Here is a 12037-nt window from a genome sequence, read left to right on the forward strand (position 1 = left end):
TCGCGGCAGGCGGGCGCGGCGACGACCGCAGAACTACTCAGATCCGGATGAGCGGAATCCACCCGGTGTGCCGGCTCGTTAAGCTGGGCCGCGATGACCGATCACGCTGCTGACAGCATCGTCTACGCGATCCCGATGCGCACCAGGTTCCGTGGCATCACCGTGCGCGAGGGGATGCTGATCCGGGGTCCGCTCGGGTGGGGCGACTTCTGTCCGTTCACCGAGTACGACGACCGGGAGGCGGCGGGCTGGCTGGCCACCGCGCTCGAACAGGTGACGGTGGGGTGGCCGGAACCGGTGCGCGACCGGATTCCGATCAACTGCACGGTGCCCGCGGTCGACCCGGAGCGTGCGCACGCGATCGTCGCGGGATCCGGCTGCCGCACCGCGAAGGTGAAGGTCGCCGACCATCCCGACTCGCTCGCCGAGGACCTGGCCCGGGTCGAGGCGGTGCGGGCCGCGCTCGGTCCGAGCGGCGCCGTCCGGGTGGACGCGAACGCCGTCTGGGATGTCGACACCGCCGTCGCCCATATCGCCCGAATCGACAAGGCCGCAGGCGGTTTGGAATACGCCGAACAGCCCTGCCGGACCATCGAGGAACTGGCCGCGGTCCGCCGCCGCGTCGACGTCCGCATCGCCGCCGACGAATCCATTCGCCGGGCAGAGGATCCGCTGCGGGTCGCCGTCGCTGGCGCCGCCGACATCGCGGTCCTGAAATGCACGCCGCTGGGCGGAGTCCGCCGCGCCCTGCGGGTCGCCGAGGCCGCCGGTCTCCCCTGCGTGGTCTCCTCGGCCTTGGAAACCAGCGTCGGTCTCGCCGCCCAGCTCGCCCTCGCGGGCGCCATCCCCGAACTCGACTTCGCCTGCGGACTCGGCACACTGTCCCTGCTCACCGGCGATGTGGTGGCGGATTCGCTGCGGCCGGTCGACGGATACCTTCCAGTGCCGAGGACTGCGCCGCAGCCCGATCCCGCCCTGCTCGACCAGTACCGGCAGCGTGACCCGGACCGGGTCGCGTGGTGGCGGGACCGGCTCGAGCGGGTGCTGCGACTGGTCGAGCCACCGGCCTGACTACCCCAGGCGCACACCACAGCCGAGCATGGTCGCGCGCAGCACCAGCGCCGCCTCCGGCCCGATGATCCCGTCGACCAATTCGAGGTAGCGGGTGCAGAATTCGGGGCCGTGCGCGGCGACCGAGCCGGGCGCGGCCTCGAGATGGTGCGACAGTTCGTGCAGGACCACCAATTCCCGCAAGGCCCACGCGGTGCCGCCGGCGTACAGGGGTACCGCGAGGACAGCGTCGTCGGCCTCGTAGTGGGCGGCGGTCGTTCCGGCCCTGGACCGGACCCGGACCGGCGTGCCCGCGCGATCCCATTGGGCCCGAACCCAATTGAGGGCGAGGACCTTGTCGGTGTAGGCCTGCACGGAATCGACCGAGGCGAACCGCCGTTCGATCGGCAGGGTGAGATGTGAACCGTACAGCTCGACGGTGCGACCGCCGTGTTCGTCCGCGCGATCGAACATGCCGCGCACCAACTGCTCCGCGTCGTACACCTTGGCGCGCTGTGAATCCCGCACGCTCACGAGCATCGTCCTACCCGCGCCGATACGCGACCCGAACGACTCACGCTGAACCGTTGTTCGAACCGCGCGGCTTCCGCGTCGTCAATTGTCCACGGGGCGCACCGAGTTCGGGCGAGGTGCCCAGCCGCGCGGCCTTCCCCGCCCGATCACCGGCCCGCCGCGCCGCCGCCGAATGTCCGGCGGAGGCTTGCGGCCCGCGCCAGGTCCCACGCGCTTCGGAAGTGCTGGTGTAGAAGTCGGTGAGCTCGATCTCCTTGTTGCGCAACGCGAGCGCGGTGCCTGCCGCCGTGCTGTCCGCCGGCACCGCCTCGGCCTCGACCTCCGCCTTCACCGCGGCCAGTCGCTGGCCGATCCGCGCGGCGAACGCCATCTGGAAGTTCAGCCGCGCCGTCACGCCCGCGACCGGCGCCTGCACCCGGCGTTGCACCTTTCGCCCCCAGCGCTTTTCGATGACCACCTTCTCCACCGTGGCCGAACGGTACTGCCCCGACTTGATGTATTGGTCCGACGCACGCACCATCTGCACGAGCAGACTCGCGTACAACGCCTCGCAGGTATCAATATCGGAATCGAAACCGTAGGCGTACACCTGTGTCGATGTCCGAGCGACATCGCAGCGCACATCGTTGGCCGCCGCGATCGCGACGAACAATTGGACGTAGGTGCGCAGCCCGCGCTTGCCAGGCTCGCCGATCGGAATGATCCGCTGAATCGGCGTCGGCCTGCGCTCACGTCCCGCGATGTGCGCGCGCGCCACCGTGAGATCGATGGACGAACGGGTCGCGAGCCGCTGCGCCGCGGCGAGGAAAGCCTCCGCCTCGTGTTCGTTATCGGTGGATTCGGCCTGGCGCAGCAGTCCACCGATGCGTGTCAGCATCCGCTCGGGAACCGGGTTCGGCGAAGTCATCACACGCAAGACTAGCCAGCACTTCCGGCCACAATCCCGCGAGTCACTCCCACACCATGTATCTTGCGTTGTGCAACCGGCAGGGTGTGCTACTGCTCACGATTGATCTGGAGTGTCCACGATGGCTGTGAAAAAGGTGTCGTCCCTACGTACGTCGCTCGTACCGAAGGCGGCCGCGATCGCGGCCGTGTCGGTCGCGCTGCTGACGGCGACGTTCACCAGCGCCTGCTCCAGTGACAGCGGCGGAAGTCCGACGAGCCAGAACCTCACCGGTCGCGGCCCGATCACCTATGTCGAGGGCAAGGACACCACCGAGACCGGCGCGGTCAAGCAGCTCATCGAGCGCTGGAACGCCGCGCACCCGGACGAGCAGGTGACGTTCAAGGAACAGTCGAACGACGCCTCGCAGCAGTACGACGACCTGGTCGAGCACATGCGGTCCAAGCAGTCCAACTACGACGTCGTCGCGCTCGACGTGCCGTGGACCGCCGAGTTCGCCGCGAAGGGCTGGCTGCAGCCGCTGAAGGATTCCTTCGCCATCGACACCTCCGCGCTGCTCTCGCCGCCGGTCGCCAGCGCGACCTACAACAACACGTTGTACGCGGCACCCCGAAACACCAACGGCGGCTTGCTGTTCTACCGCACGGACCTGGTGCCCAACCCGCCGAAGACCTGGACCGAGCTGCTCGACCAGTGCACGATCGCCAAGGAACAGAACATCGGCTGCTACGCCGGGCAGTTCGCGCCCTACGAGGGCCTGACGGTGAACACCGCCGAGGTGATCAACGCCTACGGCGGCAGCTTCGTCGGCGCCGACGGCAAGACGCCGACGGTGAACAGCCCGCAGTCCAGGGCCGGACTGAAGGTCCTGGTCGACGCGTACAAGAACGGCGACATCCCGCAGGAAGCGATCACCTTCAAGGAGCCGGAGAGCAGCAATGCCTTCGCCCAGGGCAAGCTGATGTTCCTGCGCTCCTGGCCGTCCACCTACGGTGATGTCGGCGGCGAGGCCTCCTCGGTGAAGGACAAGTTCGGCGTCGCCCCGCTGCCCGGTGAGAACGGTGTCGGCGCGTCGACGCTCGGCGGCTACAACGCGGCGATCAGCGCGTTCTCCAAGAACAAGGCCACCGCGCTCGACTTCCTGCGCTTCCTGATCAGCGAGGACGCCCAGCACATCATCGCCTCGGGCGCGTTGCCCTCGGTGCGTGCCTCGATGTACGACGACCCGGCGCTGATCGCGAAGATGCCGTACCTGCCCGCGCTCAAGGATTCCATCGCCAGCGCGGTGCCGCGCCCGGTCACGCCGTTCTACCCGGCGGTGTCGAAGGCCATCCAGGACAACGCTTATGCTGCGCTGAAGCAGAACAAGTCCGTCGACGACGCGATCATCGGCATGCAGAAGGGCATCGAGACCGCGGGATCGTAGAGCGGATAGCGCAACGGACCCGACGAGACCCGTAGGAGAGAGAAACGGTGTCGGATCCCTCGGGAGCGGCCAGCACTGTGCCGAATGATGAGTTCTTGCCACGCAAGCGTGGCTTCGGCGAAACCCTGGCATTGGAAATGCGCCGCTCCGGCAAAGCCTGGCTGTTCGTAGCGCCGGTACTGCTCGCGCTGGCCGTGGTCATCGGTTATCCGGTGGTCCGCGCGTTGTACATGTCCTTCCAGAAGGATTCCGGCCTCGACCCGGTGACGGGCATGTTCGTCGAGGGCGGCAGCGCGGGCTTCTCGAACTACACGCACTGGCTTTTCCAGCAGTGCCAGGCCGCGGGCGAGACGGTGTCCTGCCCGACCGGCAACCTCGGGTCGCAGTTCTGGCTGGCCATCGGCGTCACGCTGTTCTTCACCGTGGTCACCGTGACGCTGGAGGCCACCCTCGGCCTCGGCTTCGCCATGGTGATGGGCAAGACCTTCAAGGGACGTGCGCTGCTGCGCGCCGCGGTGCTGATTCCTTGGGCGATCCCGACCGCGGTCACGGCGCGGTTGTGGGAGTTCATGTTCCAGTACGACGGCGTGGTGAACCGGGTGCTCGGCACGCACATCCTGTGGACCTCCGACGCATGGCCCGCGCGGTTCGCGGTGATCGTGGCCGACGTCTGGAAGACGACGCCGTTCATGGCCTTGCTGCTGCTGGCGGGATTGCAGGTGATCCCGGCCGACGTGTACGAGGCCGCCAAGGTCGACGGCGCCTCGGCCTGGCAGCGGTTCACCCAGATCACGCTGCCGCTGCTGAAGCCCGCGCTGCTGGTCGCGGTGCTGTTCCGGACCATGGACGCGCTGCGCATGTACGACCTGCCCGCGATCATGACGCTGAACAACCCGTCCACCCGGGTGGTGTCGATCCTGGTGGTCGATCAGGTTCGGCAAGGCCCCAACAGCGCGGCGGCACTGTCGACAATCACCTTCCTGATGATCTTCGCCGTGGCCTTCGTGCTGGTGAAGGTGCTCGGCGCCAACGCCGTTCGGACCCAGGAAGAACAGCGGGAGGCGCACTGATGTCGGTTCGGACTGCTGAAAAGCCTGCCGGGCAATCGGTTCCGTGGACCCAGCGGCTTCGTTCGGTGCGGCTGTACGTGGGCGTGGCGATCGTGCTGATCTGGGGACTCGGGCCGTTCTACTGGATGGCCGTCACCGCGTTCCGCGATCCCGATTACACCTTCGGCGGCCCGCCGTGGCCGACACACCTCACGCTGGAGAACTTCCGCAACGCGTTCGACACCAGCCGCGGCAACAACTTCGGCAAGGCGCTGGCCAACAGCGTGATCATCGGCTCGGTCACCACCGTGATCGCGCTGGTGCTCGGCGTGCTCGGCGCGTACGCGCTGGCGCGGCTCACCTTCCGCGGCAAGTACCTGGTGTCGGGGCTGATCCTGAGCGCGTCGATGTTCCCGGTGGTCGTGCTGGTCACCCCGCTGTTCCAGCTCTTCACCAATCTGGGCTGGATCGGCAAGTACCAGGCGATGATCATCCCGAACATCTCGTTCGTGCTGCCGATGACCGTCTACATTCTCGCCTCGTTCTTCGCCGAGCTGCCGTGGGAACTCGAAGAGGCCGCACGGATCGACGGCGCCACCAAATTGCAGGCGTTCCGGCTGGTGATGCTGCCGCTGGCGGCGCCGGCGGTGTTCACCACCGCGATCCTGGCGTTCATCGCCGCGGTCAACGAATACCTGTTGGCCCGACTGCTTTCCAGCGGCGCCACCGAGCCGGTGACCGTCGCGGTCGCCCGGTTCTCCGGCAACAACCCGCTGGTCGAGCCGTACGCCGCGATCATGGCCGCGGGCGTCATGGTGTCGATCCCGCTGGTCATCATGGTCCTGCTGTTCCAGCGCCGCATCATCTCCGGCCTCACCGCGGGCGGCGTCAAGAGCTAGAACTCCCGCTCAGGGCGGGTTTTCCGGCGAAAGTCGGCAATCACGACGCACTCTGGTGGCCCGGTGATAGCATCGCGGCTCACCCAGAGCGCGGGTAATGTCGTGCCTGTGGGGCCCATTTCCGATCGTTGTTCGTGCAGGTGAGTTTCGGCCGACGCTCCGGGAGGAGATGATCGTGAACGAGCGCCAGCGTCAGCGTGGGCGAGTCGTGAGCTCCTTTCGCAAGCGGCGGCGCGGCGCGAAAAGCACAGCTGCGCCAGCGCCCTATACCTCGATCGCGGGCTTCAACGACGTGGCCACCACTCCCGCCCGCGGCAAACGACAGCCACGCGCGGCGAAGGCGCCCAAGACACCGCGCCCGGCGCCCACGCCCGACCCGAATCGGCCGCCGCGCACGCGGGGGGAACGCTTCCGTCGGCTGCTGTTCGCGCTGTTCATCATTTTCGGCGCGGTGCCCGCGCTGCTGTCCGTGCTCGTCTATTGGAGCGCCGAGATCCCCGATCCGTCGTCGGTGCAGACCAACCAGATCGCCACCATCCTGGCCGCCGACAGCAGCACGGTGATCGCCAAAGTCGTGCCGCCGAACGGCAACCGGACCCCGATCCCGTTGGCCGAGGTGCCGCAGCCGGTGCGCGACGCGATGCTCTCCGCCGAGGACCGCGACTTCTACCGCAACCCCGGCTACTCCACCTCCGGATTCCTGCGCGCCGCCCGCGACAACCTGCTCGGCCGCGAGGACGCGGGCGGCGGCTCCACCATCACCCAGCAGTATGTGAAGAACGCTTTCCTCGGCTCCGAACGCACGGTGACCAGGAAGATGCGCGAGCTGATCATCGCGGCCAAGATGTCGCGGCAGTGGAGCAAGGACGACATCCTCGCCGCATACCTCAACACCATCTACTACGGGCGCGGCGCCTATGGCATCGCCGCGGCGACCAAGGCCTACTTCAACAAGCCGGTGAACCAGCTGACCCTGGCCGAGGGCGCGGTGCTCGCCGCGCTGGTCCGCACACCGTCGATCCTCGACCCGGAAACGCACCTGCCCGATCTGACGGCGCGGTGGAAGTACGTGCTGGACGGCATGGTCGAGATGGGCGTCCTCGCACCGGGTGACCGGGACGCCACGGTGTTTCCGCGGATCATCCCGCTCAGCGAGATTCCCGACGACAACGTCGCCCGCGGCCCCGAGGGCTTGATTCGTGCCCAGGTGGTGCGCGAGCTGCGCTCCTCCGGGATCAGCGAGCACGAGCTGAACACCGGTGCACTGCAGATCACCACCACCATCGATGCGAAGGCGCAGCAGGCCGCGCTCGGGGCGGTGCAGGACCGGCTCGCCGGGCAGCCGCCCGAATTGCGCGCCGCGGTGGTGTCGATCGACCCGCGTTCCGGCGCGGTGCGCGCCTACTTCGGCGGCTTCGACGGCATCGGCTACGACTACGCCCAGGCGCCGCTGCAGACCGGGTCGGCGTTCAAGCCGTTCGCGGCGGTCGCGGCGCAGCAGCAGAGCATTCCGCTGCACCGCATGCTGGACAGTTCACCGGTCACCGACCGGGGCACCAAGATCACCAATGTTGACGGTGAATCGTGCGGCAGGTGCAGCATGGCCGAGGCACTGAAGCGCTCGCTGAACACCAGCTTCTACCGGCTGACCATGTCGATGTTCGACGGGCCGAAGGCCATTGCCGACGCGGCGCACGCGGCGGGCATTCCGGAGGAGATCGCCGGCGTCCCCGGTAAGACTCTCACCGAGGACGGCGGGCGGCCGCTGAACGGAATCGTGCTCGGTCAGTACCTCGTTCGGCCCATCGACATGGCGTCCGCGTACGGGACGATCGGTGCGTCCGGCATCTATCACCAGCCGTATTTCGTGCAGCGGGTGGTGACCGGCGATGGGCGGGTGCTGCTGGACCGCGGCGCCCCGGAGCAGCGGGTAGGCAAGCAGATGCCGGACGGACAGCAGCGCATCGCGCGGACGATCGCCGAGAACACCACGCAGGCGATGACGCCGATCGCCGCGTACTCCAATGGGCACGCGCTGGCCGGTGGCCGCCCGTCCGCGGCGAAGACCGGCACCACTCAGCTCGGCGAGTCCAAGCTCAACAAGGACGCGTGGATGATCGGCTTCACCCCGTCGCTGTCCACGGCCGTCTGGATCGGCACCGAACAATCGCAGCCGATCCGCACCGCCCGCGGCGCCGACATCTACGGGTCCGGCCTGCCCGCCGACATCTGGAAGCAGGTGATGGACGAGGCGCTGGCCGACACCCCGATCGAGCAGTTCCCGGCCGCGGACGGGGCCGGAGCCGGGCCGCCGTCGGCGAGTAAACCCTCCGGCGGCGGCTACGACATCCTCAATCCGCCGCCGGGCCCGCCGCGGGAGCCGGTCGTGATCATCCCGCCCGCGCCGCAAGCACCCAAGGAAGTGGAGATATTTCCCGGTCTGAGCATTCCGGTGCCGGGATAGCGATCATGCTGTGACCTTCCCGCACCCAGGGGAACGGTTGGCATGGCAGCATCGTTTGCCAGAGTGAGAGCGAACAGCGAGTGTGTCGGACAAGGCCGACGCTGATGCCGCGGGATCGATGCGGAAGGATTGCGCTCGAGCGACGACGCCGCCAATTGGAGACAGACGAGACATAGGGGCTACGCCGGTGGATTTCAATGTCGTTGACCAACCCGAGACGCTGGTGGCGGGAACAGTACTTCGCAGCCCGGCGCTCGCGGTCGAGGGGCCGCGCCGCGCGAAAGTCGAAGAGGCGTGGAAGCGAAACCTGGCTCGCCAGCTGCCCGGGCCGCCGACGACCGCGTACGTCGACCACGCGCCGGAAATCAATTCGTACCTGACCCACATCGTCGGCTACCGCTGCCGCAGCCTCGACGACCTATTACCCGGTGACGTGCTGGCCAGGGTGCCCGCGGGCCGGTTCGCCCGATTCACCGCCAGCGGCGACAACCTCGGCGACACCATCGTCTACATCTGGCGGTCGGTGTGGGATGCCGAGGCCGCGGGCCGGTTCGTCCGCGCTTACACCGGCGATTGGGAACATTATCCCGACGCGCGCACGGTCGAAGTCTTCGTTGCGCTGGCAGACGATCAAGTCGACGGGTAGGAACAAGACTGTGGACTTCGAGATTGTCACGTTGGACGAGAGCCTGGTCGCCGGACTGACCGTCCCGTTAGCCGGACGCGAGGTGACAGCGCGCGACCTCGACCTGGTGAACTTCACCTGGGACCGCTACCTGGCACGCGAAAAGAGCGTGCCACGCGTGGCCGCCTACATCGGCCAGAACGACCACGCCGTCGCCGTACTCGGCTACGAGGTCGCCTCGATGGACGAGATGGACTCCGGCGACGTCCTCACCCGCGTCCCCCAGGGCCGCTACGCCAAGTTCGTCGTCTCCGACAAGCCATACGACCTGCTGCGCACCGCATGGGCCCAGGTCCGCAAGGCCGAAAGCGCGGGAACCATCACCCGCTCGCACACCGCCGAGATCGAGCGCTACACCGGCCCGACGTCGGTAGAGGTGTACGTCTCGCTGGACTGAGCATCCCCCGAACAGCAAGCCGCCCCGAAGTTTCAACTCCGGGGCGGCTCCTCAGCTATCACCTTCGCGCCTAACCGTGCCCCGCACAGCGCGAGTCCTACGAGCGCGCCCGCGCGGCCAATATCTCAGGCCTCGATGATGAACGCTTCGAGCTGCTCGCGCGCCACGTCGTCGGCGAGCTGCTTGGGCGGGGACTTCATCAGGTAGGCCGAGGCCGGGATGACCGGTCCGCCGATGCCGCGGTCCTTGGCGATCTTCGCCGCGCGGACCGCGTCGATGATGATGCCCGCCGAGTTCGGCGAGTCCCACACCTCGAGCTTGTACTCCAGGCTCAGCGGCACGTCACCGAAGGCGCGGCCCTCCAGCCGGACGTAGGCCCACTTGCGGTCGTCCAGCCAGCCGACGTGATCGGACGGGCCGATATGCACGTCCTTGGCGCCCATTTCCTTCTTCAGATTGCTGGTGACGGCCTGGGTCTTGGAGATCTTCTTCGACTCCAGGCGGTCGCGCTCCAGCATGTTCTTGAAGTCCATGTTGCCGCCGACGTTCAGCTGCATGGTGCGGTCCAGCTGCACGCCGCGGTCCTCGAACAGCTTGGCCATGACGCGGTGCGTGATGGTCGCGCCGACCTGGCTCTTGATGTCGTCACCGACGATGGGAACGCCTGCCTTGGTGAACTTCTCGGCCCACACCGGGTCGGAGGCGATGAACACCGGCAACGCGTTGACGAAGGCGACGTTCGCGTCGATGGCGCACTGGGCGTAGAACTTGTCGGCCTCTTCCGAACCCACCGGCAGGTAGGAGACGAGGACGTCGACCTTGTTGTCCTTCAGCACCTTGACCACGTCGACCGGCTCGGCCTCGGACAGGTCGATCGTCTCGGCGTAGTACTTGCCGATGCCGTCGAGGGTCGGACCGCGCTGCACGACAACGTCGCTCGGCGGCACGTCGGAGATCTTGATGGTGTTGTTCTCGCTGGCGAAGATCGCTTCGGCGAGATCGAAGCCGACCTTTTTCGCATCGACATCGAAAGCGGCGACGAACTTCACGTCGCGGACGTGGTACTTGCCGAATTTGACGTGCATGAGGCCGGGCACGGTCGCGGTCTCGTCCGCGTCCTTGTAGTACTGCACACCCTGGACCAGCGAGGAAGCGCAGTTGCCCACACCTACGATGGCGACGCGAACTTCTGTGGCGTTGTCAGCCTTCTTGTCATCACTCATGGCCGATATTTCCCTCTTTCTGTGGTGCCGCCTTCGTCGATTGCTCCGCCGCAATCAACTCGTTGAGCCAGCGCACTTCGCGCTCGCTTGATTCGAGTCCGAGCTGGTGGAGCTGCCGGGTGTAGCGATCCAGCGAACCACTGGCCCTCTTGATCGCCTCCCGGAGTCCTTCTCGGCGCTCCTCGACCTGACGCCGCCTGCCTTCCAGAATCCGCATCCGCGCTTCCGCGGGAGTGCGGCTGAAGAAGGCGAGGTGAACGCCGAAGCCGTCGTCGGTGTAGTTCTGCGGACCGGTGTCGGCGAGTAGTTCGCTGAACCGCTCCCGGCCCGCCGGAGTCAGTTGGTAGACCCGGCGCGCACGACGGGCGACCACGCCCGCCGGGATCTCCTCGGCGATCAATCCGTCCGTCTGCATGCGGCGCAGTGTCGGATAGAGCGACCCGTAGGAGAAGGCCCGAAACGCGCCGAGCAGGCCGGTCAGCCGCTTGCGCAGCTCGTAGCCGTGCATGGGCGATTCGAGGAGCAGCCCGAGGATTGCCAACTCAAGCACCGGGCTTCACCTCCCTGACTCTGTACAGACCTAACCGATGGATGCGATTCCAAACTATATCGGAGCGATATAACCGTGCACAGTCCTGGTCGATATAACCCGCGATCTACCGGCCATCTCATACCCCTGAGCCAGGGCGGCCCCTCGGCAACACCGCTACTCTGGTTCTCGTGCGAATCCAGCGGCAAGTGGTCGACTACGCCCTCCGGCGTCGGTCGTTGCTGGCTGACGTGTACGCGGGCCGTGTCGATGTCGCCGAGGTCTGTGATGCGAATCCCTACCTGCTGCGTGCGGCGAAGTTCCACGGTCGGGGGAGCGAGGTCACATGCCCGATCTGCCGGAAAGAACAGCTCACGCTTGTATCTTGGGTCTATGGCGACGGCCTCGGGCCGGTGGCGGGATCGGCTCGCACACCAGAGGAGCTGACGCGCCTCGCCGAGACCCGCGAGGAGTTCTCGGTGCACGTCGTCGAGGTATGCCGGACCTGCAGCTGGAATCATCTGGTGCAGTCCTATGTGCTCGGTACCACGCCCGCGCCGCCGCGCCGTCGCACTGGGACCCGAACCAACCGGCGCACCGCAGCCGAATGAAGTGCCTGGTCATCTGCCCGTCGGGTGACTCGCGGAGCCAGCACGGGTCCGCTGCGGTCGCGACCGCCCCGAGCCACCAGCAACGTTACGAGTTATGGAGATCTTGTCAGTGAATTCGCCCTACGAGACTTCCCCCTACGGCGATGATCCGCACGGCGGCCGTCCACCACGGAGTTCACACCCAGGTCCCAATCCGTATCAGAATCCACGCCCCGGCCCGCCGCCGCCCGGTGCCCGGCCTGGCCCGCCGCCCGCGCAGCGCC

The 12037-nt window shown here is 67.1% G+C and carries 12 protein-coding genes; 8 read left to right on the forward strand and 4 right to left on the reverse strand.

Annotated elements, in window-relative coordinates; translation table 11 throughout:
• Window positions 1-93: 93 nt before the first annotated feature.
• Entirely contained in the window at window positions 94-1071 is a 978-nt protein-coding gene (locus KV110_RS40415) for an o-succinylbenzoate synthase (protein ID WP_218472354.1), read from the forward strand.
• Here the strand turns inward: KV110_RS40415 and KV110_RS40420 are convergent, their stop codons facing one another.
• Together KV110_RS40420 and KV110_RS40425 are read right to left on the reverse strand one after the other, a co-directional pair.
• Complete coding sequence (locus KV110_RS40420; RefSeq protein ID WP_218472355.1) at window positions 1072-1590, reverse strand: TIGR04338 family metallohydrolase; 519 nt, start codon at window positions 1588-1590, stop codon at window positions 1072-1074.
• A 34-nt stretch (window positions 1591-1624) separates the two neighbouring features.
• Complete coding sequence (locus KV110_RS40425; protein ID WP_246634255.1) at window positions 1625-2491, reverse strand: DUF2786 domain-containing protein; 867 nt, start codon at window positions 2489-2491, stop codon at window positions 1625-1627.
• Between the two features lie 121 nt (window positions 2492-2612).
• Between KV110_RS40425 and KV110_RS40430 the strand changes: the two genes are divergently transcribed.
• From KV110_RS40430 to KV110_RS40455, 6 genes are all read left to right on the forward strand, one after another.
• Window positions 2613-3917, forward strand: a complete 1305-nt coding sequence (locus KV110_RS40430; RefSeq protein ID WP_218472356.1) for an ABC transporter substrate-binding protein — start codon at window positions 2613-2615, stop codon at window positions 3915-3917.
• A 137-nt stretch (window positions 3918-4054) separates the two neighbouring features.
• Entirely contained in the window at window positions 4055-4987 is a 933-nt protein-coding gene (locus tag KV110_RS40435; RefSeq protein WP_246634852.1) for a carbohydrate ABC transporter permease, read from the forward strand.
• Window positions 4987-5865 carry a carbohydrate ABC transporter permease gene (locus KV110_RS40440; protein WP_218472358.1) on the forward strand — a complete coding sequence of 293 codons (879 nt, stop codon included), beginning with the start codon at window positions 4987-4989 and terminating at the stop codon, window positions 5863-5865. Before KV110_RS40435 ends, KV110_RS40440 begins: the two co-directional genes overlap by 1 nt.
• Before the next feature lie 175 nt (window positions 5866-6040).
• The gene (locus tag KV110_RS40445) at window positions 6041-8329 is read left to right on the forward strand and encodes a transglycosylase domain-containing protein (RefSeq protein ID WP_246634256.1); all 2289 of its coding nucleotides are present in this window, start codon (window positions 6041-6043) and stop codon (window positions 8327-8329) included.
• Window positions 8330-8516: 187 nt separating this feature from the next.
• Window positions 8517-8975: a GyrI-like domain-containing protein gene (locus tag KV110_RS40450; protein WP_218472360.1), complete on the forward strand. Its 459-nt coding sequence runs from the start codon at window positions 8517-8519 to the stop codon at window positions 8973-8975.
• A gap of 10 nt (window positions 8976-8985) precedes the next feature.
• Window positions 8986-9411 carry a GyrI-like domain-containing protein gene (locus tag KV110_RS40455; protein WP_218472361.1) on the forward strand — a complete coding sequence of 142 codons (426 nt, stop codon included), beginning with the start codon at window positions 8986-8988 and terminating at the stop codon, window positions 9409-9411.
• Window positions 9412-9536: 125 nt separating this feature from the next.
• On the opposite strand, the gene KV110_RS40460 is transcribed toward KV110_RS40455, so the two are convergent.
• Together KV110_RS40460 and KV110_RS40465 are read right to left on the reverse strand one after the other, a co-directional pair.
• Window positions 9537-10634 (reverse strand): inositol-3-phosphate synthase, encoded by a 1098-nt coding sequence (locus KV110_RS40460; RefSeq protein WP_218472362.1) that lies wholly within the window; start codon window positions 10632-10634, stop codon window positions 9537-9539.
• Window positions 10627-11184 (reverse strand): PadR family transcriptional regulator, encoded by a 558-nt coding sequence (locus KV110_RS40465; protein WP_218472363.1) that lies wholly within the window; start codon window positions 11182-11184, stop codon window positions 10627-10629. The genes KV110_RS40460 and KV110_RS40465 overlap by 8 nt, the downstream gene beginning before the upstream one ends.
• A gap of 170 nt (window positions 11185-11354) precedes the next feature.
• Between KV110_RS40465 and KV110_RS40470 the strand changes: the two genes are divergently transcribed.
• Complete coding sequence (locus tag KV110_RS40470) at window positions 11355-11774, forward strand: DUF5318 domain-containing protein (RefSeq protein ID WP_218472364.1); 420 nt, start codon at window positions 11355-11357, stop codon at window positions 11772-11774.
• Window positions 11775-12037 lie beyond the last annotated feature (263 nt).

It is taken from the genome of Nocardia iowensis, from assembly GCF_019222765.1.
GTDB lineage: Bacteria > Actinomycetota > Actinomycetes > Mycobacteriales > Mycobacteriaceae > Nocardia > Nocardia iowensis.

What these genes read in the sequence shown, in the direction of transcription:
- KV110_RS40415 (WP_218472354.1), top strand. Translation starts at nt 94, where the DNA reads ATGACCGATCACGCTGCTGACAGCATCGTCTACGCGATCCCGATGCGC.
- KV110_RS40420 (WP_218472355.1), bottom strand. Translation starts at nt 1,590, where the DNA reads ATGCTCGTGAGCGTGCGGGATTCACAGCGCGCCAAGGTGTACGACGCG.
- KV110_RS40425 (WP_246634255.1), bottom strand. Translation starts at nt 2,491, where the DNA reads ATGACTTCGCCGAACCCGGTTCCCGAGCGGATGCTGACACGCATCGGT.
- KV110_RS40430 (WP_218472356.1), top strand. Translation starts at nt 2,613, where the DNA reads ATGGCTGTGAAAAAGGTGTCGTCCCTACGTACGTCGCTCGTACCGAAG.
- KV110_RS40435 (WP_246634852.1), top strand. Translation starts at nt 4,055, where the DNA reads ATGCGCCGCTCCGGCAAAGCCTGGCTGTTCGTAGCGCCGGTACTGCTC.
- KV110_RS40440 (WP_218472358.1), top strand. Translation starts at nt 4,987, where the DNA reads ATGTCGGTTCGGACTGCTGAAAAGCCTGCCGGGCAATCGGTTCCGTGG.
- KV110_RS40460 (WP_218472362.1), bottom strand. Translation starts at nt 10,634, where the DNA reads ATGAGTGATGACAAGAAGGCTGACAACGCCACAGAAGTTCGCGTCGCC.